This window comes from Zhaonella formicivorans, from assembly GCF_004353525.1.
GTDB classification, from domain to species: domain Bacteria; phylum Bacillota; class DUOV01; order DUOV01; family Zhaonellaceae; genus Zhaonella; species Zhaonella formicivorans.
Genome location: NZ_CP085524.1, coordinates 2,570,958 through 2,594,096, shown reverse-complemented (window position 1 = coordinate 2,594,096; position 23,139 = coordinate 2,570,958). Strand labels below are relative to the sequence as shown.

Sequence of the window (23,139 nt, the reverse complement as noted above, 5' to 3'; positions counted from 1 at the left end):
GCAGCTAGCTGGCGTGACTGCTGAGTGTTCAAAAAGCAAGTGGAGGTAGCTTCGTTGAGCGTAACCTGGACTGCGGTGCAAAGGCAACGGCTGCGGGAATTAAATGCTCCCGCAGAACATGAGAATATGACTTTTCCCGATTCGGGGGAAAGAGACCGGGCTTTCCAAAAGCTGGAAAAGTTCTTGGTCAACCGCGGGAAAAAACGACTGGCGGAATTGCGGGAGACGAGAAGGCGGCCCGCTTTATGCGAGCTGGAGAGCAAACTGGTTGACGCATTAACAGGCCAGGGGTTTGTCCAGGTAGTTACTCCGACCATCATATCGAAAGGACAGCTGGCCAAAATGACTATCACCGATGAGCACCCGCTTTTTTCCCAGGTGTTTTGGGTTGACGATAAGAAATGCTTGCGGCCTATGCTTGCCCCCAACCTTTATGCCCTCTGGCAAGAGCTGGTGCGCCTCTGGGAAAAACCCATCAGGATCTTCGAAATCGGCTCCTGCTTTCGCAAGGAATCCCAAGGTGCCCACCATTTAAATGAGTTTACCATGCTTAACCTTACGGAACTGGGCACCCCTTTGGAGCAGCGCCATCGTCGGCTAAAGGAGCTGGCTGCTATTGTGATGGAGGTTGCGGGTATTGGCAATTATGAATTAGTAACGGAAAAGTCGGTTGTCTACGGCGACACCGTGGATGTGATAGCCGGGATCGAATTGGGTTCCGGAGCCATGGGGCCGCACCCCTTAGATGACAAGTGGGGTATTGTTGACCCATGGGTAGGTATAGGGTTTGGCCTGGAGCGTTTGCTCATGGTCAGGGAAGGCGGGCAGAACATACAAAGAATGGCCAAAAGCATCACCTACCTTGACGGAGTACGTTTGAACATTTGAACAGAAGGAGTTTGTAACGATAAGTCAATCTACCGGCAGCGAAGAGGTGTTACCTGAATGAACACAGAACAAAATAGGGCATCCTCCGATAATCCTAAGCAGCAGGCGGAGAAGAAGGAAAAAAAACGCTATTATCGCAAAAATGTCAATTTTTTTAAGCTGGTGGAGAAGATCAAGCTCTGGCCATCCCGCAGCGGCATGCTGCACGGGATTAAATCCATGAAGATCAGGGGAAACTCGGCGGAAGTGGTTACCCATTGCAATGAGAGTTTTATCATTCATAATTCCAGAAACTGCCGTGCTGCCCGTTGGCTGCGCAATAAGTGGTTTTTTGGGGTATGCCCTAAATGCAGGATTCCCTCTTGGAAATTGGAAAAATACTCTGCTACTTATTTAAACCAGCACTGGGGATCTGATTTGTAACCCCTTGTAGACAAAGCCCGTATGTATTATGGAGCGGGACTTGTTTCGCTCTAGCTGGCAGCTTTGTTAAAGGTCAACGCGTGCGAGCGTGTCCAGAGCGAAATAATACATGCGGGCTAATAAGAGTTTATCGACGGTCTAAAAGGCTGGCTCCTCGCCAGCCTTTTTCTTTAACCCGACCTTTTCATCAATTTCTCTCTTTCTTTGGCTTTGATTTCCGCTGTTTCCAATTCAGCTTCGGCTACGATATCCTTCAGCTGCTTCTGGATATGCTCCGGCAGCGGAGCAGGCTTGTGGTTTTCCAGAATACTGATAGCCTTTTCGTAAGCTTTTTCCACAATATCCTTGCTGCCATTGGCCTCCCAAGTATCCCGGTTCCAGCGGTCCAGAAGTTTGGGTGCGGAAAGCTCCCGGAAAGTCCTGTAAGTGTGCTCATGGCTTAGGAATTCTCCGCCGGGCCCTACCGACTTGATAACTTCCATAGCCATTTTTTCGTCACTGACAGGCATTCCCTTGACGCAGTGCAGGATCATTTCTGCCATTTCATCCTGCATCACCAACTGAGCGTAGTCCCAAGTCAGACCGCCTTCGAGCATACCTAAACCATAGATCATGTTAGCACCTGCTAACGCTGGTAACATAGCGGTTAAGGTAAACTCGTGGGCTGCTTGGGCATCAGGTAATTTGCTGTCAGTCTACCCACCGGCAACCCAGCTGGGTATCATGTAATATTGACAGAGCTTAGCCACCGCAGCGCTGAAAAGCGCCAGCTCCGGAGTTCCAACGGAAGCCAGGGTGGTCCTGAGATCCATCATGGCGGTTGATGTTCCGTAAACCATGGGATGGCCCTTGCGCACCAGCTGCGATAAAACAAACATGCTTAAAATCTCAGCATTATGTGTTACCAAAGTGCTCTGCAGGTGTACGCAGGTAGTTCCCCCGGCCAAACCCATGGAGTTAATCTTTGCAGGAACCCCGAGCTCAATGGCCTGAATTAGGGAGTCAGTGGCACCTTCCGATTGCACCAGTGGAGCGATGGGGTCACAGCTGGTGGAGAAGAGAGGTCTCTCCCTGAACTTGTCTTCCCCGCCGGCTACCACAGCTCCCATCTTGAAGGCAGCCCGGATGTTTTCGGGACGGTTCATGCCGATGTAGGCGTGCTTAGTGCAATTGTTGTAGAAGGATTCGGCAATATGCACCTGGGCCACGTCCGGATCCACTTCCGACGGAGCGATTGCCCTTTCAAACACCACGATGTTATCTAAATAATCGCAGATCCTGGTTACGTCATCAACGTCTTTTCTTTTGGCTTTTCTGATTTCCCGGGTCCAGGGGTCGATCATTTTCACAGCTTCTCCGAAGTTGACGAAGCCTGTCCTATTTCCTTCGCAAATCCAGTCTTTTTCCGGGTCTCTTCCGCAAGCCCGGAAGGTTTTCGGAATGGAGCGCAGCGCATCCTCCACCAGGTAGGCCGGAATTTTCACGATGTGAGTTTCCTCATCTACGTGACAGCCATTATCCCCGAAAATTTGGCGTCCTTTAGCGCTCTCCATTTTTATGCCTACGTTCCAGAGGACATCCAGGGTTGCGCAATGGATGTCAAACAATTCATCATCTGTGAACATGTTCAGGCCGATTCCTTCCATGCGTCGGGAACCGGCGTGAATTCCCCATTTTGCCAATCTATTCACCTCCGTAGTAATATAAAAAGTGAGACAATGCTGTAAAAGGCTATACCTCACCTCCTCCGAAAAGCTGGAGATGTTAATGCCGATTATAATTGCAATTTCTGTGCCAGAAAATAAATAAACCGGGCAAAACCCGGTTAATATCGCTAGTGCTTATTTTTCAGTGTATTTTTTACTTGCAACCGCCGCGCGGCGCAGGCAAGCATTGCTCTTTATTTAAGTCAGCTTTGATTTATCAAGTTTTTTTTGATTGACTGCCGCAGTATTTCCTGATCAGCCTGCTGGCCTTACTCTGGCTGGTTTTCAAAGCCTTGGCCACTTTGTAGGAACTGCCCAGCTCCTTGTATAAGTTGATCACTAAATTTTTTTCAACTTCGTTAATGGCTTCTTCCAGCGGAAGCTGTTTGGGAAATATGATTAAAGAATCAGGCTTGGCCTGGTGCTTAAATGTTTTTGGCAAGTGGCATTCATCGATGATTTTCTCCTGTACCATTACCACCAGCCGCTCAATGGTGTTTTCCAGCTCGCGCACGTTGCCTGGCCAGGGATAGTGCATCAAGATGTCCATGCACTCAGGCGTAATTTGATGGGCTGTATTGTATTTTTGATCATGCTTGTTAAGGAAATAATCAACCAGGTGGGGAATATCATCTGTCCTTTCCCGGAGCGGGGGAATTTCTATTTCAAAGGTATTTAGCCGGTAATAGAGGTCTTCCCTGAATTCCCCTTTCTGGATCATTTCCTGTAAATTACGGTTGGTGGCGGCAATAATCCGGCAGTTGACCTTTTTCACTTCTCTGCCCCCAACCTTGTAGTATTGTTTCTCGTGCAGCACTTGCAGCAGTTTTGCCTGAAGCCTGATGGGTATTTCGGCAATTTCATCCAGGAACAGGGTACCTCCGTCGGCCAGTTCAATCAGACCGATTTTTCCTTTTTCGCTGGCACCGGTGAAAGTACCCTTGGAGTAGCCGAACAGTTCTGACTCCATCAGTTCTGCCGGGATCGCGGCACAGTTGATGGCGATAAATGGGCCGTCTTTACGGGCACTGTTGTTGTGAATATATTTGGCCAGCACGCCTTTGCCGGTCCCCGACTCGCCCAGCAGCAAAACCGTTGAATTTGTTTGGGCAATACGTGTAGCCATTCCAAGCAAGTTGGTCATTTTTTTGCTCTGGGATACGAAGTCTGGGATGCTTACTTCTTTTTTACGCAGTTCCTCCACTTCCAGTTTGTAGCGTTTCAACAATTGCTTGCTGATTTCCAGCTGGTGTTTGAGTCCTTCCGATTCGGTTATATCCCGGGAATTTTCTATGATCAGTTCAATATTGCCGTTGCTGTCGTAAACGGGGGTGGCTGTTGTCAAAAGCGTTTTGCCAAGGCAAGTTTTCTGTTCCAAGGTGAAGCTGTTTTTCTTTTCCAGGGCGATGGGGCTTAGCCTGGGAGTCCAGTACTTCTTTTCCGAGAGTTCCTTGGAGCTTTTCCCGATTATTTCTTCAGCTTTAACCCCGTAATGCCTTTCGCACGCCTTGTTGACGTAGATTACAATCCCCTCGGCATTAGTAACATAAATTTCATCGTGAGAATAATCAAGAATCTTTTTAAGGGTATCGTAATCCAAGTCAGTTTTAGCTTTGCTTTTCTTTTTTGCAGTCACTTCGTTTTACCTCCGTTGGTTTGAAAGCAATAATTTTTTTCAGGCAATATTGCAGTGACTTACAATTTTTGACAGACCAATCTATCCAGAAGGTTCAGTATATTAAAATAAGTTCTACACTCTCGGCCCATTTCCTTCCTGATAAAAATGCCTTAAAGCTACATTTTTCTACAACAATTCCCATGCGGATTCTGCTATAATTTTAGAACATCCCCTGTAAACAGTTGTTATTTTCTACTAGCTTTTAACAATAAAGCTATAATGTATTTCTGACTTAATCCAGTCAAGAATGACTTATCTGGTAAAAAGTTGGCTTTATTTGCGCCTGCAAATGCTTTAATCCCAGAGAATCTGCTGTTGGCATGGTTTTTGCTATAAAAGAGCATGAAATAAGTTCGATTAAAATTTCTGACAACAAAGAATTTTTCGCCTGCTCTGTTAATATCTCCAATTTTTAATAGGAAAAACCACGTGTAAAGGAGGGGTTGATAGATAATGCTGGCACCCAGGTGAATATAAGAGGGAGGTGAACCCTACAGTCTGCTAACCGGTAGGACTATACTGCGTAAGGAGGACACAAGATGGATACTAGCAGGATGCTGCATCTTAAAGAGCTGAGCACAAACCAAATCTTTGCTTTATTTTCCCAAAGCGAAAAATTGAAGGAGATCGCCGTTAATTTTTACGACACCATGGAAAGGGCCCTGGTGCGGAGCCAGGTAGTAGACCTGGTGAACCATTATGACATAGGTAAAGTTATAGATGTGTTTGAAATTTTCGGCGGGTATGTTAATAAAAGTTTTGGAATTTATGTTGAAAAAGACGGAGAGCGGCATGAATATTTTGTGAGAAAGTACAAAAAAGGAATTACTGAAAAAGAGATAATGCTGGAGCATTCGATGATCGAGTGCGCTATTGCCAATGGTTTAACAATTGCTGCCGGACTTATCCATACTAAAGAAGGCCACACTTTTGTCAAAATGCCGGAACAATTAAACGGCACTTCTCAGGACCGGTATTATGCCATTTATGAATATCTTTCAGGGGAAGATAAGTATACCTGGGTTACTCCTTATTTGACTGACAAAGAATATGCCAGTTCAGCGGAAGTGCTGGCCACTTTCCATAATTCCACAAGAAACTTTGACCCCAAAGGGCTGGAAAGGGTCGAGCCTAAAATCATGGAATTTCTTCCGACATTGAAGCAAACCTTTAGGGATTACGCAGAACAAGACCTGACAGGAAACCAGTTTCACGATTATTTCGTAAAAAATCTTGATGACATTTTGAAAGTAATCGATCTAACCGTCGAGTCCATACCGGAAGAAGCAATTAACAAAATGCCCATGAACCCTATTCACTGCGATCTTCACCCCGGCAACTTTAAATACGAAAACGAACAGGCTGTGGGAATATTTGATTTTGACTGGGCCAAGATCGACTTACGGCTCTTTGATTTGGGTCTGGGGCTTGTTTACTTCTGTAGCTCCTGGGAACCTGAAAGCGACGGGGTACTACGCATTGATAAATGCGCTGTTTTTCTCGATGCTTACCAGAAGAAACTGCAGGAGTTGGGAGGGCTGCCACCGTTAAACGAAACTGAAATCCAATGCCTGCCTGCTATGATCCAGGCAGGAAATATCTACCTGATCAATTGGGCGGTAGCTGCCTATTACCCTGAAATCCTTAACCTGAACGTCTATGAATACACTGCTTACCTGTCCCACCAAGTAAAACTGATGAGGTATATTGAAGCCCATAAAGCGGAAATTGCCGAGATGGCAAGGTCTATTGCAGTTACTGAAAAGTGCCCCGCGTAAGGACGGGAAAAAGTCGGTTTATAAAAATTTCTAGGAGAAAGAGGGGAAGAAAGTGGCAATAGGTTCGAATTTAAATGCGCAGCAGGCGCTTTTAAACCACCAGCTCAATTACGCTAAAAAAGGTTTGGGCTGGGGAGTTTTTTCCGGAGCAACCTGGGGACTGTCTGGAACCATTCTTTATTATGTAGCTTTGGCCATGGCGCCTTTTTGGAACGAAAGTTACGGCTTGTGGATGATCATCCTGGGTTCTCTGGTGGGTGCGGCCATGCACGACGGTTTTGCCGGGCTGTGGCTGGCGCTGATCAACCTTTTCACCGGTCGCTGGAAGGAATATGGCAGGACGCTTAGGACCAAACCTGGCATGATGGTTTGCTTGGCTGCCCTGTTTGGCGGCCCCCTGGGAATGGCAGGATACCTCATCGGTATTAACTTGGCCACCCCAACTTATGCCTTAGCCATTTCCGCTACTTACCCGGCATTGGGAGCTATCTTAGGGGTATTTATCCTCAAAGAAAAAATTCAGCCCCGTGTTTGGATAGGCATAATAGCTTGTACTATTGGTGCATTTATCGTGGGATATCTTCCTCCGGAAGGCGGTATCGAGGCCTATCCTCATTTTTATCTAGGTATTGCATTATCTTTCCTGCCAGCTATCGGTTGGGCTATTGAAGGGGTTATTTCCACCTACGGCATGGACATGGTAGATCCGGACATTGCCATCGGCATCAGGGAAACTTTTTCTTTTGTGGTCTTTATGATCTTGATTGTGACCGTTGTAGGAGTAGTTGGAGGCGCGGGGCTAACGGCCGGTTGGAGTATTTTTGCCCAAGCTTTGGCAGCAGGCAAACCGGCCTTTTGGGTAGCAGTAGCGGGCTTGGCCGGCGGGCTTTCTTACTTAGCCTGGTATAGGGCTCTCAACATGACCGGTGTGGGCCGTGCCATGGCATTTAATGTCACCTATGCCCTGTGGAGCATTCCCTTTGGCTGGATGCTGGCTATGCTTCAAGGCACCCAATACACTGTGACTAATCTGGGTATCATTGGCGCCTTAATTATTACCACTGGGACCATCCTGGTTGTGGCCAATCCTAAAGAGTTGTTAAAATTAAGAAACTAAGGAGTGAGACTGATGGCTAAAGAAGTACTGCCGATGAGGTTTAGAGTTCTGCACTATGCTGCCCAGAAAAAGGACAGTTTTTCCTATCATGATATCCTCAAAGATTTAAAAGACGAATATGGCGGCGAAGGGCAGTTCAACAAAGGGATGGCCCAACTCCACCTGGATTCATTGCGCGCTGTGGGAATGCTTGAGATTGCCGATGCTGAACTGGATGCCAATAATGAGCTGGTTATAAAGTATAAGATTACCGATTACGGCATGGACAGGTTAAAGTATCTGCCCGATGCTTGGAAGAAAATCAGTTAAGTAAATTTATAAAAGTCAACATTGGATAATTTGCCGGCGCCGCAGCAAACAGGTGCGGCGCCGGTGGTTATTTATCAATTTGTGATTGTTTGTGTGCTTCTGGAAACGGCGGGGCAGTAATTAGCGTGTCCCCAGTTTATTGACAAACTGCTGGTGATTGAAGACAGCCGGAAGGAATAACTAACTGTATATTAAAATATTAAAAATGCAAAAAGGGGATGTAAGTGTGCAATTTACAAGATTCTTTACTCAAGCTGAAGTGGAAAAAATTCACGATGCTTCTCTGGAAATTTTGGAGAACGTGGGCTTACTGGTGCATAACGAGAAGGCTCGTGCTATATATGCTAAACACGGCTGTAAAGTGGACAATGGAAGCGGTCTGGTGAAAATCCCCAGGAATGTTGTGGAGGAGTGCCGCAAATCCTTTGCGCCCACTTATAGATTTACTGCCCGGGATCCGGAATACGATGTGACTTTGCCCGGGGACAGGCCTGTGGTTGTTACAGGAAGTTCGGCCCCCAATATCATCGATCCCAAAACAGGCAAAGAAAGGCGGGCTACATCCACCGATATAGCAAACATAGCCCGTCTAATTAATGAACTGCCTGGTTTCGATGTTTTTTCCATCTCCACTTTAGCCGATGACGCACCAAAAGGGCAGTTTAGTTTGTCCCGTTTCTACCCTGCCTTGAAAAACTGCCTGAAACCAGTCAGGAGCAACACCCCTAATATGCATGATTTGCATCAGGTGCTGGAGCTGGGGGCTTTGATTGCAGGAAGTGAAGCAGCATACAGGGAGCGTCCTTTCATTAACCACCACTACTGCCCGGTAGTTTCCCCCTTGACTATGGACGTGGAATCAACTGAAGCGGTGATCTATTTGACGGAACAGGGGCTCCCCGTCTACGGGACTATCGTTCCCAACGCCGGGCTGACTTCACCCATGAGCTTGCTGGGGACACTGACTCTGGGTAATGCCGAGTTTTTAGCCTTGGCTACCTTGATTCAACTGATTCGTCCGGGTGCCCCCATGATTTATGCGGTCTTATCAACAGTAGCCGATATGCGTACAGGAGCTTATGCGCCGGGTGCCATCGAAACAGGTATTTTGCAGATGGGCCATACGGAGATGGCACGCTTCTACAATGTGCCTTCGGGAGGCTATATCGGCCTGACCAACTCCCACTCCAATGACGCCCAGTGCGGCTACGAGACAGGCATGAACACCACAGCTGCCTTGCTGGCAGGGGCTGACCTGTTTAATATGGGAGGGCTCTTGGGAAGCCTAATGGCATTCGATTTTGCCAAGGCTGTAATCGACAATGAAATAGCTTTGATGCTGAAGCACCTGAAAAAGGGCATAGAGTTTAGTGAAGAAAACCTTTGCCTTGATTTGATTAAGCAAGTTGGTCCGGGAGGCTCCTACATGGAACTGGAGCACACCTTGCTCAATATGCGCAGCACCGCAGTCCTGCCTAAAATTGCCAACCGCGAAATGCGCAGCCAGTGGGAAGGTGCGGGACGACCGGATGCTCACGCCCGTGCCCTGCAAGAGGCTGACAGGATTCTTTCTCAGGAAAATAAAGCCAAGTTTTCCCCCGAACTCGATGCTAAGATTCGGGAGCACTTCCCCGGTTTAGTAGCAGGGGATTCCGTTTGGCAGGGTATAGCGTAGATTAGCTTGAACAAAAAACAACCCTTCCTAATAGAGGAAGGGTTGTTTTAAGTACATAGGAGGGAAAGCATATTGGCTCTTGTCATGTTTGACTACGACGGCGTTATTGCAGATTCCCTTGATTTTCACTGCCAGGATTTTATCGCGGCTTTTCATGATAACGGCTTTTATGGGGTAAATACAACGGAGGAACTTTTGGCCTTATATGATGGCAATGTGTATGCTTCCTTATTGGAAATGGGGCTTGATGCCGGGAAGATTGAAAAAATAATGGACAGTTACGCAATAAAACAGGCTAAGCATCTTGCAGAAGTCAACCTTTTCGATGGCATGGCCCAAGCTTTGGCAAGCATAGGAAAAAAGCATAAGCTTTTTATCATTACTTCAAATTTTTCCAACGCTATTTTTGAAGTGATGCAGCGCTTTGGAATTGACTGTATTGTGGATGTAATCGGCGCGGAAAAGGAAATAAGCAAAATCAAAAAAATCCGGAATACCATAAGCATCTTTCCCCATCTGCCGGCCTATTATATAGGGGACACTAAAGGGGACATGCTGGAGGGTAAAAAGGCTGGGGCCAAGACCATAGGTGTGGCTTGGGGGTGGCACGGGGTTCAAAAGCTGCAGGAAGGCAACCCCGACTACATTGTGCATACCCCGGAGGAATTGGTTGAAGTCTTAAACGGGTAGCCTGTCGGCTGAGCGATTATGAAAGCAATAAGTCGAGGGGGAGCCATAAAGCAGTTTTAATAAAGGAGCGGTTATCAGTCATCTTATTCTGATAGCCGCTGGCTGTTTTTATTGGCAAGGTAATAGCAGGAATTTTCGAAAAATAGCAGAATATTACAGTAAAAATATGGCCTATGTCCCTTGCACATGGAAATATGAACAGCTACACTTGGGGGTTCTGGCGATGAGTACTATTAAGGAGTTATGTAGGGAATATACTGACCTGAGCGGGAACGATATTGAAATTTTGGAAAGTGTCGCTGTCCAGTTGCCCGGTATTGCAGAGCTAACAGGCAATGATATTTTTATTGATGCCTTGACTAAAAACCAAACTGATGCCATAGTACTGGCTTGGGCCAGACCTAGGAACAAGTCCCTTTACTCCACCAGCGTTGTGGGGCAATTGGCTTATCCTACCAGTGAACCGGCAGTTTACAGGACATTGAAAACCGGGGAAACTACCAGGGATGTGAGAGGTGTCAGCCAGGAAGGGGTGCCTATCGCTCAGACGGTGGTACCTATTACCAACGGCCAAGAGAAGATCATAGGCGTTTTGATTATGGAGCGGGATATCTCCAAGGAACTGCAGCAGGAAGAAAGGGTGGAGTTTTTAAGCCATACAGCTGAGCAGTTGAGCAGTACCTTGATGTATTTATCCATGACTGAATCAACCTTTGAAGATTGGCTTGGCAATGGAATTTTTGTTCTCAATCAACAGGGCAAGATTACTTACGCTAACAAGGATGCGGCCAGGGTATATAAAACCCACTGTGCAGCCGAGGCTTTGGGTAGTGATTTTTTTAATTTCTTTCAGGGTTGCTCGTCTCTGGAAGATCTTCTGGAGCATTTGCAGAGTCCTGTGGAACTGACCATGGGAGAAAAATGTTATCGCCTGCAATCCTACCCGCTGGTGACCCGGGGGGAATTGAGCGGCTGCGCCATTTCCGTTCAGGATGTTACTGACCTGAGGAAAAAGGAGCAGGAGCTGAATGCCAAGAGCATTATTATCCGGGAGATCCATCACCGGGTAAAAAATAACCTGCAAAATATCGCTGCCCTTCTCCGGCTGCAGATGCGCCGTTCCATATCGGAAATAGTTAAGGCCGAATTTGCAGCAAGCATTAACCGCATTATCTCCATCGCTTTAGTCCATGATGTATTTGCCCGCCAAACCTGGGAAACTATTAATTTAATCGAGTTGTCCCATCGCCTTCTGGATTGTTTGATTGAAAGCACTGCTCTTGCCAGGGATAAAATAGTAACCCGGGTAGAGGGGCAGTCTGTGCACCTGCCCAGCCGGCAAGCCGTACCCCTGGCCCTGGTAATCAATGAACTGGTTACTAACAGCCTGAAACATGGGGTGGGACCGCAGGGAGCCGGGGAAGTCGTTATTCATTTGAAGGAGCACAGCGGAATGATCCATTTAACGGTAAGTGACAGCGGTGCCGGGCCGGAACCGGGTTTAACACGTGGACTGGGATTACAAATCGTCAACTCCCTTGTCAGGGAACAGCTGGACGGCTTTTTCCGTTTGGAACGCATCGGCGGGATGACCCGGGCCATGGTATGCTTTCCAAAACATAGTCTGGAGGAAGAATGATGAGGAAACTTTCTATCATGATAGCTGAGGATGAATCCCTGACCAGACTGGACCTTAAGGAAATGCTGGAAGCGGCAGGGCATGTGGTGTGCGGGGAAGTAAACAACGGGTTGAAAGCGGTTGATTTGGCCAAACAACTACAGCCAGACCTGGTTATTCTGGATGTAAAAATGCCGGGTCTAGACGGTTTGGAAGTGGCCAAGATCATGCAGACCATGAACATCCCTGTAATTCTCTTAACGGCTTATAGCCAGCCCAACTTTATCAGCCGGGCGGAAAAAGTAGCAGTATACGGCTACCTGGTTAAACCAATAACGGAGCGGGATTTGCTGCCAGCAGTACAAATTGCTTATGCCCGTTGGAAGGAAATGCAAAGCATGCAGCAGGAGTTGAAGGATACGCAGAACAAGTTGAAAGGGCAGAAAATTATTGCCCATGCCCGGGCAATTTTGGCCAAGAAGTGTAATATTTCCGAGTATGACGCTCACCACAAATTGGTGCAGGAAGCTATGAGTCTAAGAATGACACTGGCGGAAAGGGCTGCTCAGATAGTTAAAGAGGAGAAGGAGAAGGCTGACATGTAATTTTAGACCTGAATTTAAAAAAACAAAAAAATATTTTGAGATTTTCTATAACAACAGGAATTTTTTCTTGCTTGTCGAAATAAGTATTTAAGTATCACGAGCTTGACAAAGGAATAGCGGGCAAAAGGGCCCTTATTCTACCCGGATTGCGGGTAGGATAAGGGCTTTTTTGTTCTGCGCCATGCAAAAGAAAGGAGGGACCTGGGTAATTTTGTCCGTTTCATGATGCTAACAAATTTTAAAGAAAGTGAGGAGAAATCTTATGGCACAATTGGAGAACAATCTAAGCACGGCACATCAGGAAGTTAAACTGGCAAGATCGTTAAAACCAATTCATTTATGGGCACTGGCTGTAGGCCTGGTCATCTCCGGTAATTATTTCGGCTGGAGCTATGGTTTTGGGGCCGGAGGACCTATTGGCCTGGCCATTTCCACGATTCCTGTAATCATCTTTTATGCAACCTTTATCTTCTGCTATTCGGAACTGGCTACAGCCATTCCTCATGCCGGGGGCCCTTCGGCCTATGCCAGGCGGGCACTTGGACCATTTTGGGGATATATGAACGGCATCAGCTGTCTGATTGAATTTATGTTTGCTCCACCCGCCATTGCGCTTGCTGTAGGTGGATATATCCACTATATGGTCCCTCAAATTCCGACACTGGCCGCTGCGGTGGTTGCCTTTTTGTTTTTCATCTTTATTAACTTTTTGGGGATGAAGACTTCGGCCACATTTGAACTGATTGTAACAATAATTGCCTTAATTGGCCTTGCTATCTTTTGGATTGCGGCAGCCCCTCATTTCAGCTGGGCCAGAGTAGCCCAGGAGCCGGTTTTACCTAACGGTTATGGAGGAATCATGGCTGCTATCCCGTTTGCTATCTGGTTTTACCTGGCCATTGAAGGCGGTGCCATGGCGGCGGAAGAAATGCTCAACCCGCAGAAAGATATTCCTAAGGGTTTCCTAAGCGGCATGGGCACCTTGGTGGTGATGATGTGTTTAACACTGTTCTTAACTGCAGGAATTGCGGACTACAATCTGGTAACTGCAGTTGATTTCCCGCTGCCTATTGCTCTAGCCCAGGTTTATGGACAGGGAAATCTTGTTGTGCTGGCGGTTAATTTTATTGGTTTATTCGGCCTGATAGCTTCACTCCACGGCATAATCGTGGGTTATTCACGCCAGACCTATGCCATGGCCCGTACGGGATACCTGCCTAAGTTTTTGTCACAAGTCAATACCAGGTATCATACACCCCACTGGGCACTCTTAGTCCCAGGTCTTATAGGCATTGGGGCTGCTGTCACCGGGTTGACATCAGTGGTCATAACTATTTCAGTATTTGGTGCAGTGGCACTCTATCTTATCAGCTTAATAAGTTTCTTTGTGTTGCGCAAGAAGGAACCTGACCTGAAGAGACCATTCAAGGTGGCCAATGGTCCGTTGGTAGGGGGAATAAGTTTTGCTGCCGGTCTGTTTTGCCTATACAGTGTAATTGTTTATAACCTCACCGCTGTTAAATGGGTCGCGTTAATATACGGATTGGCAATTCTCTGGTACCTGGTGGAGGGCAGAAAAGAGCTTAGGCCTTTTGAAGAAGAATTTGGCGTGTTGGATGAGTTGTAATTTTCCAAGTTATAGAAACATATTCCAAGTGGGGGCAGCAATGCTGCCCCTGAAAAAAGGATCTGTAGATGTATTCGGTTTTGTAGTATCTAAATTTGTTTTTAAAATATTTAATCTTATTACAGAACTACTGGAAAATGTTCACTATAGAGTAGGTGCAGGGGGATAAAAAGATGATTTTAAAAACGCGCCTTTTTGGACAGACCTATTGTTTTAAAGATGTGAAAGAGGTTCTGGCCAAAGCAAATGAACTTAAATCAGGGGACACATTGGCGGGAATTGCCGCTAATAGCGCTGAGGAAAGGATTGCGGCAAAATACGTACTGTCGGAATTAACTCTGGAAGACCTGAGGAAAAATCCGGTGGTGCCGCCCGAGGAGGATGAGGTGACCCGGATTATTGACGGCGATGTTAATGAGTTCATCTACAGCAGCATTAAAAACTGGACTGTTGCCCATTTCAGAGAGTATATCCTGAGTTCCGAGACGACGGGAGAAGATATACGGCGCATCAGCCGGGGTTTAACCGCAGAAATGGTGGCTGCTGTTGCCAAGCTGATGAGCAACTTGGACCTGATCCTGGGAGCATCAAAGATGCGAGTAACAGCCCACTGCAATACAACTATCGGTTTGCCCGGCACCCTGGCCTCAAGACTGCAGCCTAACCATCCAACTGATTCGCCGGAAGGGATAATCGCCAGTATCAGGGAAGGATTGGCTTACGGTACCGGTGACGCAGTGATAGGCCTGAACCCTGTGGATGATTCAGTACCTGCTACCATGCGCAGCTTGGAGGCCATCTATAATTTTGTCACCGAGTGGAATGTTCCTACCCAGATTTGCGTGCTGGCTCATATTACCACCCAAATGAAAGCATTACGGCAAGGGGCACCGGTTCACTGCCTCTTCCAATCTATAGCGGGTAGTCAAAAAGCCAATGAAGCTTTTGGAGTGAGTAAAGCCATCCTGGATGAGGCATACGAGCTGGGTTTGAAGGAAGGCAGGGCTACCGGCCCCAACATTATGTACTTTGAAACAGGGCAAGGATCGGAACTATCGTCGGACGGCCATCATGGTGCCGATCAGGTGACAATGGAAGCCAGGTGCTATGGCCTGGCGCGGCACTATAAGCCCTTTTTGGTCAATACGGTAGTCGGATTTATCGGTCCAGAATACTTGTATGACTCCCGCCAGGTGATCAGGGCCGGCCTGGAGGACCATTTTATGGGCAAGCTTACTGGTATTCCCATGGGCTGTGATGCCTGCTATACAAACCACATGAAAGCTGATCAGAATGATATTGAAAACCTGGCGGTTCTCTTATCAAATGCGGGGTGTACTTACTTTATGGGGATACCCATGGGTGATGATGTGATGCTTAACTATCAATGCACCAGCTACCATGATGTGGCGGCTTTAAGGGAACTTTTGAAATTGCGACCTCTGCCGGAATTTGAGGCCTGGCTGGAAAAAATGGGCATTATGCAGCACGGCAAACTGACTTCCCTGGCCGGAGATGCAACTATTTTTACAAGATGAGGTGATCCTATGGGTTTGGAAGACAATATCAGGCTGGTGGTTGAACAGGTTTTAGCCGAAATGTCAAAGTCAGAAAATTTTCGTGCCCCGGTTACGACTGCGGGTTATATCCCGGGGAAGCCGGTTGACGATCCGGCTCCGGCTCAAAACGGGGGATGGGAGGAGACGAGGCTCAAGGACTTGACGGCGATCGACCTGCAAAAGCACCTTCAAGTACCTAATCCGGTCAATAAAACACTTTATGAGGAAATGAAAATGGCAACCCCTGCCAGGATTGGGGTTTGGCGAACCGGTTCCCGACCCTTGACAGAAACTCTGTTGCGCTTCCGGGCTGACCATGCTACCGCCCAGGATGCCGTGCTGAGTGAAGTTTCAGAGGAATTTATTCAAAAGTTAAACTTAGTCAAGCTGCAAAGCGCCTGCCGGGATAAGGATGAATATTTGACCCGACCGGACCTGGGCAGGAAGTTGTCGACGGAGAGTTTGGAAAAGCTGCGAAAGTCATTTCAAAAAGGAGCCGATGTACAAATCATTGTCTCCGACGGGTTATCCAGCAAGGCCGTGGAGGCAAATCTCCCCGATTTGCTCCCTGCTTTAATGCAAGGTTTAAGTGGTATGGGTATAAAGATTGGCACTCCTGTTTTTGTCAAATACGGGAGGGTAGCGGTGATGGATGTCATCGGAGAAGAGTTGAAACCTAAAGTTGCCATTATTTTCCTGGGTGAGAGACCGGGACTTGGCACCGCTGAAAGCTTAAGCGCTTATCTGGCCTATAACCCGAGACAGGGAATGATCGAAAGCGAAAGAACGGTAGTCAGCAACATCCACAAAGGCGGTACCCCTGCGCCGGAAGCGGGAGCATATTTAGTCACCCTATTGAAGAAGGTTTTGGATAAAAAAGCCTCAGGAGTGAATTTGGAATAGTTGGCAATAGGATTAAAAAGCGACCTCCTTTGTGCTGCTCCGGCAAATTTATTACCAGCCGGAGCACCGGTGACTTAAGTAAGTTAAATTTGACTCATTGTGCCGCGGCGGCAATAGTCTGCTTCCTTGTCCTAAGAGGGTTTTCGGTAACGCTATCCGGTGGCATGCTTCTTGCAAGGTACGGTGTTGGAACAAGGGTTTTACTGAGGTACGGCGCAAATTCGGTTTGCGTTACCAGGAAGCACAATTTACGGCATAATACTGCAGCCAGAAGACTTCTTGAATGTTGTTCCGGACCGGGAGGTGGGAAATTAGTTAGCAAGCAAGGAAATTCCGGATTATGGCAGCGGTTTCCAAGAGGCTAAGCCCTTAGGAGTTGAGTAAGTCGTGGACGTGGAGAAAAAACAGCGGTTGATTCAAGAGTATGTACCTGGTAAACAGGTTACTTTGGCCCATGTAATTGCCCATCCGGTAAAAGCGATTTTTGAAAAGCTAGGGCTTGAAGACAAAGGAGCCATTGGCATTCTTACCCTTACTCCCGGAGAGACAGTGATAATCGCGGCCGATATTGCCACAAAGGCATCGGAAGTGGAAATCGGCTTTTTGGACAGGTTCAGCGGCACACTGGTCATTGTGGGTGACGTGGCCAGTGTGGAAACTGCTTTAAAAGAGGTCAACGGGGTGCTGGAGGAACAGCTTAATTTCACCGCCGCCAGGATGACCCGCTCATGAAGAAACCGCGGGTAATGCTGGTGGGTGCGGTGGGATCGGGCAAAACGTCTTTGATGAAGGCTCTGACTCAAAAGGAAGGGCCTGTTACCAAGACCCAGGCCATCGAGTATCACTCCCGCTCCATAGATACCCCCGGCGAATTTTTGGAGAACCCTTTTTATTACCGGGCTCTCTTTGCTACCTCGCTGGAAGCGGATGCAGTGCTGTTCATCCAAGATGCCACGCGGGAGGAATCTTCATTTCCTCCTGGGTTTGCCCAGGCTTTTCCGAAAAAAACCTTAGGAATCGTGACTAAAACCGACCACCCGAAAGCCCAAGTGGAGCGGGCTAAAGAGATTTTAACGAAACTTGCATTAAAAGGCCCGATACTTGCCGTGTCAGCTTGGACGGGAGAGGGGATAGACGAGCTTAGAAAGTTGCTGGAATGGGATTAAATGCTTTGAGAGGAGGTCGCTTACGTGATTTTAAAAGCCAGAGTTTACAATAAAGCATTCGCTTTCAAATCAGTCAAAGAAGTACTGGCTAAAGCCAACGAGGAAAAGTCGGGGGACGTCCTGGCAGGGATTGCCGCCACCTCGGCTTCGGAGCGGGTTGCTGCCAAACTGGTTTTAAGCAACCTTACGTTGGAAGATATCTATAACAACCCCGTCATACCCTACGAAGAAGATGAGGTTACAAGGGTAATCTATGATAACTTGAACATTAACATCTATAACCAATTCAAAAGCTGGACGATAGGTGAGCTCAGGGACTACATCCTGGACCATGATACGGACCATGAAGCTTTAATGCACTTAAGCCGCGGCTTGACCAGCGAAATGATTGCTGCCGTTGCCAAGCTAATGTCCAATATGGATTTGGTTTACGCCTCCAAAAAAATGCGCACCCAGGCACACTGCAACACCACCATCGGAATTCCGGGGACACTTGCTTTCCGCAACCAGCCTAACCACCCCACGGACAGCATCCCGGGGATTATGGCTTCGGTTAAAGAAGGGCTTACTTTCGGTTCTGGGGATGCAGTTATCGGCATCAACCCGGTGGATGATAACGCTGATACAGTGGCCAGAATTTTGGAAGCAGTTAAAGAGTTTATGATCAAATGGGACATTCCCACCCAAAACTGCGTCCTGGCCCATGTGACTACCCAGATGAAGGCCATCGAGCTGGGAGCGCCTGCTGACCTGGTATTTCAAAGCATTGCGGGCACCCAGAAGACCAACGAAGCGTTCGGGGTTTCCGAAGCGCTGCTGGATGAGGCACTGGCTCTGGCCCAGCGCAAAGGGACCGGGACCGGGCCAAATCTTTTATACTTTGAAACCGGTCAGGGTTCCGAACTTTCCCTTGATGCCCATCATGGCGTGGATGAAATGACATTGGAGGCCAGGACTTACGGCTTTGCCCGCAAATTCAGGCCATTTATGCTGAACAACGTGTCCGGGTTTATCGGGCCGGAGACCATTTACGACGGTCGGGAAGTGATCAGGGCTGACCTGGAGGACCTCTTCATGGGCAAACTGCACGGGCTGCCCATGGGTATTGCCCCGTGCTACACCAACCATATGAAAGCGGATCAGAATGATCAGGAAATAGGGACCATGCTGTGTGCCATGGCCGGCGCCAACTATTTCATGGGAGTTCCCGGCGGGGATGACGTAATGCTCAGCTACCAGGACACCAGCTACTATGATGATGCCAGCGTGAGAGAAATCCTGGGTCTAAGGCCACTGCCTGAATTTGAAAAATGGATGGAAAAAATGGGACTGATGGAGAATGGCAGGCTCACCAAACTGGCGGGCGATCCTTCCATTTTTGACAAATAATTAGGGGGTGACTGGGATGGCAGCAGAAAATCAAATGGAAAAGTTGATTGTGGAAAGTGTGATGAAAGAACTGGCAAGGAGAGGTCTCCTGGGAGGCAGTCCGGCTGAAGGCGAAAGCGGAGCCAAAAGTGTGCCGGTTGGGTCGGAGCCAACAGTAGTTTGTAGTGCCTGCAGCGACGAGGAAATTACTCTGCCTGACATCAGCGAGGTATGGGTGCCGCAACCGGCCAACCTGGAAGCTTTACAGGCTATGAAAAAGGCTACACCGGCCAGGATCGGGCTTTACCGGGCCGGCGCCAGGCCGAAGACAGGGGCGCTCTTGCGCTTTATGGCTGACCATGCGGTGGCCCAGGATGCCGTATTCCTGGATGTCTCAGAGGAATTTTTAAAGAGAATGAACCTCTTCTCGGTGCAAACAGCTGTTAAGGACCAGGATGAGTTTTTAAAGCGCCCCGATTTGGGCCGCAAGCTTTCAGAAGAGGCAAAAAAGACAATTTTGGAAAAATGCAAAAAGAACGTGCAAGTGCAGATCTTGGTAGTAGACGGTTTGAGTTCCACGGCTATCGAGGCCAATGTGCCCGAGGTGTTACCGGTACTGATTCAAGGGTTAACGGCTGCCGGGATAGAGGTAGGCACTCCCTTCTTTGTAAAATACGGTCGGGTGGGAGTGCAGGACCAGGTAGGTATGCTCTTAAATGCCGAAGTAGTGATCTCCCTCATCGGGGAAAGACCTGGCCTCGCCTCAGCAGAAAGCATGAGTGCCTATATTATTTACCGTCCTACGGAAAAGACGGTGGAGGCAGACCGGACCATGATTTCCAATATTCACAGGGGCGGGACTCCTCCCGCGGAAGCAGGCGCCCATTTGGTGGACTTGATTAAGCAGGTCCTGGCTGCCAAAGCCAGCGGCATCAACCTTACCAAAGCTTAAACCGCGGAAGAGGAAAGGGGACGCCACCTCTATGCGTGAAATAGGGTTGTGCGAGGAATGTCCCCAATCAAGTGTGGGTTGAAGGTGGTGAGTTAAATAGAGAGTGCACATATTCAAAAGGTGATTAGCGTGGGCATTGACATCGGCACCACTACCACCCAATTAGTTATCAGCCGTTTAACAATAAAAAATACTGCTCCCGGGGCGGCAGTGCCTCGTATGGAGATTACGGATAAAGAGGTTTTGTATAAAAGCCGGATATATTTCACACCCCTTTTGGACCACCAGCTCATCGATGCGGTAGCCATCTCTAAAATAGTGCAGGATGAATACAGGGCAGCGGGGCTTTCGCCGGAGGGAATTGATACCGGGGCAGTCATTATCACCGGAGAGACGGCGAAAAAAGAAAATGCCAGGAATATCCTGGAGGCCATGGCCGGCCTGGCAGGCGACTTTGTGGTAGCCACGGCGGGAGTCAATTTGGAATCCATCCTGGCCGGAAAGGGCTCGGGAGCAGCGAGCTTCTCCAAGGAAAAGCACCGGGTAACCGTGAACATCGATGTGGGCGGGGGTACAGCCAATATCGGAGTGTTTAAGGCAGGAAGAACTATTGACACCGCTTGTTTAAATATCGGGGGACGTTTAATTGAACTTACCCGTCACGGTGACAGCATTACTTACATTGCTGAACCGGCCCGGGCAGTGCTGCGGGAATGCGGGCTGGGGCTCTCTCCCGGTGACCGGGTCACATTGCAGCAGCTGAAAACAGTGACGGCAGCAATGGCCCGCTGCGTGGTGGAAGCAGTGACCACCAGGGAGCTTGCCAAGCTAACCAGGGAGCTTCTGATGACAGCACCGTTAAGATTGGATTACCCAGTAGAAACAGTGATGATTTCCGGCGGGGTGGCTGACTATGTCTACAGCGACTATACCCCGCTCGCTGTTTCCGATATTTCACGTTATGGAGATATTGGACCCCTCTTGGGCTGGTCGTTGCGGGAGGCTTTTCAGGCGCGAGGGATTGAGCTTGCTAAACCGGTGGAGACCATCAGAGCAACGGTGATCGGTGCGGGGACCCATTCGGTGAATATTAGCGGCAGCACCATTCATGTTAACGAGTCCACACTGCCGCTGCGCAATGTAACAGTAGTTTCCCCTTTTGCCGGCGGTACGCCGGAAACCCGAGAAAAAATAGCGGCGGAGCTGCAAAGGTGTGTAGAGCGACTTACCCAGGACGGCTCGGCCCAGCATGTGGCTCTCTCCATTGAGGGGCCGCGCACTGAAACGTTTGCAGACATAGAGGTTTTGGCCGATGGCATTGTCCAGGGTATGGAGGGTTATCTACAGAGTAAAAGGCCCTTAGTGCTGGTGTTGCAGAAGGATTGTGCCAAAGTTTTGGGCCAATGTCTGCAGCTAAGACTTAAGCAGGGGGCGGAAATAGTATGCATTGACCAGGTGCAGGTGGATGAAGGGGATTACATTGATATTGGAAAGCCGCTCCTGGGGGGAAGGGTAGTTCCGGTAGTCGTTAAAACGCTGGTATTTGAAAGTTCGGGTAAAAAGAATTTAAAGGCTTAAGATTTCAGGACAGTAACTAAATAGAAGAAGGAGGTTAGCGATATGGGAATTTTAGAGCCCATCAGGGCGGAGGTATTAGCGGTAAAATTTATTCCCAACGTATCGCCGGGACTGGCTGAAAGCTTGAAACTCCGGCCTGACCAAAGAAGTATCGGCATGTTTACCTGCAATATTGACGATGTGGCTTATACTGCGCTGGACGAGGCCACCAAGAAAGCTGTGGTCGAGGTAGTCTACGCTGATTCATTTTATGCTGGCGCTGCCAATGCCTCCACGCCGCTGGCGGGAGAATTTATTGGCATACTGGCCGGGCCCAACCCCGCTGAAGTAAAAGCGGGCATTGCGGCAGCGGTGCAGCTGATCAACGAAGATGCATGTTTTTATACGGCGGATGAAGAAGGAAAGATTTGTTTCTACGCCTATACAATTTCCCGCACCGGTTCTTATCTTTCAAAAATGGCCGGCATTAATGAAGGGGAATCGCTGGCATACCTTATTGCGCCGCCTATAGAGTCTGTCTATGGCGTAGATGCTGCTCTCAAAGCGGCCGACGTAAGGATGGCTGCCTGGTTTGGACCGCCCACCAGAACTAACTTCGGCGGAGGCCTCTTAACCGGTTCTCAAAGCGCCTGCAAGGCAGCAGCCGAGGCTTTCCGCGACACTGTGCTGGCTGTAGCCCGTAACCCTAAGGACAGTTAAGGTGAGGGTAAATACTCCTATAAGGAGGTGGAAAGAAGATGCGAATTATCACTGAAGCAGAACTGAGAGAGCAATATAAAAAAGCAGAGTTCACCTCCTATGAATTGCCTGCGGACTGCAGGCTGACGCCTGCTGCCAGCCAGTTTTTAAGCGAGCGCAGGATCCAGGTGATCACCCCCGGCGTCCCATCTCCAAAAAGCGGTAAGCCGTACCCAAAAACTTCGGGTGCCGTACAGGAGGAAAACTATCCTCCGCCAGGGGTGGGGGGCAAGAAACCGGAGCACATGACCCACCTCAGGGGCACAACCTTGGTGGTAAAAAACCACCCTCGCATCAAGTTTCGGGGCAAACTGGACAGTTTTGAGGCGGTCCTCATTACCGCCATCATCGATGTTGAAAGCCTGGGATATTACGAACTGGGCCGGGACCTGCGGGATGTGCTGGAGTATGTACGCCAAATACTGGCGGCGGAAGTCAAGGAAGAGCCGCTGGCGGCGCTTGTTTTCCGCGGCTGGTCCCAGGAGGAGATCCACCAGTTTTCCCATTATCCCAAAAAGCATTTTGGAGTGGGACACCTTTTGCCCAACCCGGGACAGGGTAAAATAATGGCCCAGTTGAATATCCTCAGGACCCAAGTCAGGGAACTGGAACTCATGGCTATGGATGCCTTTTATGTAGGTGAGGGCAAGGTGGAGCGGGAGGACATCATCCAGGCATTGAACAGGCTGAGCAGCCTGATCTACGTGCTGATGGTACAACTGGCTGCAGGGAAGTATCATATCGGTTCCTGAGCGGCTGAG

At 48.5% G+C, this 23,139-nt stretch carries 20 protein-coding genes and 1 pseudogene; 19 read left to right on the top strand and 2 right to left on the bottom strand.

The annotated features are described in order from the left end of the window. The first annotated feature begins 54 nt into the window (after window positions 1-54). The gene (gene pylSc / locus EYS13_RS12710; protein ID WP_227763297.1) at window positions 55-888 is read left to right on the top strand and encodes a pyrrolysine--tRNA(Pyl) ligase large subunit; all 834 of its coding nucleotides are present in this window, start codon (window positions 55-57) and stop codon (window positions 886-888) included. A gap of 57 nt (window positions 889-945) precedes the next feature. Next, window positions 946-1,311: a pyrrolysine--tRNA(Pyl) ligase small subunit gene (gene pylSn, locus EYS13_RS12705; RefSeq protein ID WP_227763295.1), complete on the top strand. Its 366-nt coding sequence runs from the start codon at window positions 946-948 to the stop codon at window positions 1,309-1,311. A gap of 170 nt (window positions 1,312-1,481) precedes the next feature. Here pylSn and mttB read toward each other — a convergent pair. Then, window positions 1,482-2,936 (bottom strand): annotated as a pseudogene (mttB, locus tag EYS13_RS12700) ([trimethylamine--corrinoid protein] Co-methyltransferase). A 298-nt stretch (window positions 2,937-3,234) separates the two neighbouring features. Beyond that, complete coding sequence (locus EYS13_RS12695) at window positions 3,235-4,653, bottom strand: sigma-54 interaction domain-containing protein (protein WP_227763293.1); 1,419 nt, start codon at window positions 4,651-4,653, stop codon at window positions 3,235-3,237. Window positions 4,654-5,234: 581 nt separating this feature from the next. On the opposite strand from EYS13_RS12695, the gene EYS13_RS12690 reads away from it, so the two are divergent. The 17 genes from EYS13_RS12690 (at window position 5,235) to EYS13_RS12610 (ending at window position 23,130) form a co-directional block, all read left to right on the top strand. Continuing rightward, window positions 5,235-6,473: a phosphotransferase gene (locus EYS13_RS12690; protein ID WP_227763286.1), complete on the top strand. Its 1,239-nt coding sequence runs from the start codon at window positions 5,235-5,237 to the stop codon at window positions 6,471-6,473. Window positions 6,474-6,525: 52 nt separating this feature from the next. Next, the gene (locus EYS13_RS12685) at window positions 6,526-7,590 is read left to right on the top strand and encodes a DMT family transporter (protein ID WP_227763277.1); all 1,065 of its coding nucleotides are present in this window, start codon (window positions 6,526-6,528) and stop codon (window positions 7,588-7,590) included. Window positions 7,591-7,602: 12 nt separating this feature from the next. Beyond that, window positions 7,603-7,899, top strand: coding sequence for a DNA-binding protein (locus EYS13_RS12680; protein ID WP_227763268.1), 297 nt, complete (start codon window positions 7,603-7,605; stop codon window positions 7,897-7,899). 226 nt (window positions 7,900-8,125) lie between these two features. Next, complete coding sequence (locus EYS13_RS12675) at window positions 8,126-9,574, top strand: trimethylamine methyltransferase family protein (protein WP_227763266.1); 1,449 nt, start codon at window positions 8,126-8,128, stop codon at window positions 9,572-9,574. Window positions 9,575-9,646: 72 nt separating this feature from the next. After that, window positions 9,647-10,264, top strand: coding sequence for an HAD family hydrolase (locus tag EYS13_RS12670; protein ID WP_227763258.1), 618 nt, complete (start codon window positions 9,647-9,649; stop codon window positions 10,262-10,264). A 223-nt stretch (window positions 10,265-10,487) separates the two neighbouring features. Beyond that, the gene (locus tag EYS13_RS12665) at window positions 10,488-11,903 is read left to right on the top strand and encodes a sensor histidine kinase (protein ID WP_227763256.1); all 1,416 of its coding nucleotides are present in this window, start codon (window positions 10,488-10,490) and stop codon (window positions 11,901-11,903) included. After that, window positions 11,900-12,487: an ANTAR domain-containing response regulator gene (locus EYS13_RS12660; RefSeq protein WP_227763255.1), complete on the top strand. Its 588-nt coding sequence runs from the start codon at window positions 11,900-11,902 to the stop codon at window positions 12,485-12,487. The genes EYS13_RS12665 and EYS13_RS12660 overlap by 4 nt, the downstream gene beginning before the upstream one ends. A gap of 262 nt (window positions 12,488-12,749) precedes the next feature. Next, complete coding sequence (gene eat / locus EYS13_RS12655; RefSeq protein WP_227763254.1) at window positions 12,750-14,114, top strand: ethanolamine permease; 1,365 nt, start codon at window positions 12,750-12,752, stop codon at window positions 14,112-14,114. A 173-nt stretch (window positions 14,115-14,287) separates the two neighbouring features. After that, window positions 14,288-15,652: an ethanolamine ammonia-lyase subunit EutB gene (locus tag EYS13_RS12650; protein WP_227763252.1), complete on the top strand. Its 1,365-nt coding sequence runs from the start codon at window positions 14,288-14,290 to the stop codon at window positions 15,650-15,652. A 9-nt stretch (window positions 15,653-15,661) separates the two neighbouring features. Beyond that, window positions 15,662-16,576, top strand: a complete 915-nt coding sequence (eutC, locus tag EYS13_RS12645) for an ethanolamine ammonia-lyase subunit EutC (protein WP_227763250.1) — start codon at window positions 15,662-15,664, stop codon at window positions 16,574-16,576. A 387-nt stretch (window positions 16,577-16,963) separates the two neighbouring features. After that, window positions 16,964-17,308, top strand: coding sequence for a BMC domain-containing protein (locus EYS13_RS12640; protein ID WP_277998203.1), 345 nt, complete (start codon window positions 16,964-16,966; stop codon window positions 17,306-17,308). Next, a complete protein-coding gene (locus EYS13_RS12635; RefSeq protein ID WP_227763249.1) occupies window positions 17,305-17,742 on the top strand; it encodes a EutP/PduV family microcompartment system protein in 438 nt (145 codons plus the stop codon). The genes EYS13_RS12640 and EYS13_RS12635 overlap by 4 nt, the downstream gene beginning before the upstream one ends. 24 nt (window positions 17,743-17,766) lie before the next feature. Then, entirely contained in the window at window positions 17,767-19,131 is a 1,365-nt protein-coding gene (locus EYS13_RS12630; protein ID WP_227763247.1) for an ethanolamine ammonia-lyase subunit EutB, read from the top strand. 16 nt (window positions 19,132-19,147) lie between these two features. Next, window positions 19,148-20,062: an ethanolamine ammonia-lyase subunit EutC gene (gene eutC / locus EYS13_RS12625; protein ID WP_227763245.1), complete on the top strand. Its 915-nt coding sequence runs from the start codon at window positions 19,148-19,150 to the stop codon at window positions 20,060-20,062. A gap of 129 nt (window positions 20,063-20,191) precedes the next feature. Next, window positions 20,192-21,640 (top strand): ethanolamine ammonia-lyase reactivating factor EutA, encoded by a 1,449-nt coding sequence (locus EYS13_RS12620; RefSeq protein ID WP_265332387.1) that lies wholly within the window; start codon window positions 20,192-20,194, stop codon window positions 21,638-21,640. Window positions 21,641-21,682: 42 nt separating this feature from the next. Then, window positions 21,683-22,339 carry an ethanolamine utilization microcompartment protein EutL gene (gene eutL / locus EYS13_RS12615; protein ID WP_227763240.1) on the top strand — a complete coding sequence of 219 codons (657 nt, stop codon included), beginning with the start codon at window positions 21,683-21,685 and terminating at the stop codon, window positions 22,337-22,339. Window positions 22,340-22,377: 38 nt separating this feature from the next. Further along, on the top strand, window positions 22,378-23,130 hold the full coding sequence (locus EYS13_RS12610; RefSeq protein WP_227763237.1) for a hypothetical protein: 753 nt from the start codon (window positions 22,378-22,380) through the stop codon (window positions 23,128-23,130). Window positions 23,131-23,139 lie beyond the last annotated feature (9 nt).

Excerpts from the sequence above, each read along its gene's own strand:
- pylSn (WP_227763295.1), top strand. The coding sequence starts at position 946 with ATGAACACAGAACAAAATAGGGCATCCTCCGATAATCCTAAGCAGCAG.
- EYS13_RS12690 (WP_227763286.1), top strand. The coding sequence starts at position 5,235 with ATGGATACTAGCAGGATGCTGCATCTTAAAGAGCTGAGCACAAACCAA.
- EYS13_RS12680 (WP_227763268.1), top strand. The coding sequence starts at position 7,603 with ATGGCTAAAGAAGTACTGCCGATGAGGTTTAGAGTTCTGCACTATGCT.
- EYS13_RS12665 (WP_227763256.1), top strand. The coding sequence starts at position 10,488 with ATGAGTACTATTAAGGAGTTATGTAGGGAATATACTGACCTGAGCGGG.
- EYS13_RS12660 (WP_227763255.1), top strand. The coding sequence starts at position 11,900 with ATGATGAGGAAACTTTCTATCATGATAGCTGAGGATGAATCCCTGACC.
- eat (WP_227763254.1), top strand. The coding sequence starts at position 12,750 with ATGGCACAATTGGAGAACAATCTAAGCACGGCACATCAGGAAGTTAAA.
- EYS13_RS12650 (WP_227763252.1), top strand. The coding sequence starts at position 14,288 with ATGATTTTAAAAACGCGCCTTTTTGGACAGACCTATTGTTTTAAAGAT.
- eutC (WP_227763250.1), top strand. The coding sequence starts at position 15,662 with ATGGGTTTGGAAGACAATATCAGGCTGGTGGTTGAACAGGTTTTAGCC.
- EYS13_RS12635 (WP_227763249.1), top strand. The coding sequence starts at position 17,305 with ATGAAGAAACCGCGGGTAATGCTGGTGGGTGCGGTGGGATCGGGCAAA.
- eutC (WP_227763245.1), top strand. The coding sequence starts at position 19,148 with ATGGCAGCAGAAAATCAAATGGAAAAGTTGATTGTGGAAAGTGTGATG.
- eutL (WP_227763240.1), top strand. The coding sequence starts at position 21,683 with ATGGGAATTTTAGAGCCCATCAGGGCGGAGGTATTAGCGGTAAAATTT.
- EYS13_RS12610 (WP_227763237.1), top strand. The coding sequence starts at position 22,378 with ATGCGAATTATCACTGAAGCAGAACTGAGAGAGCAATATAAAAAAGCA.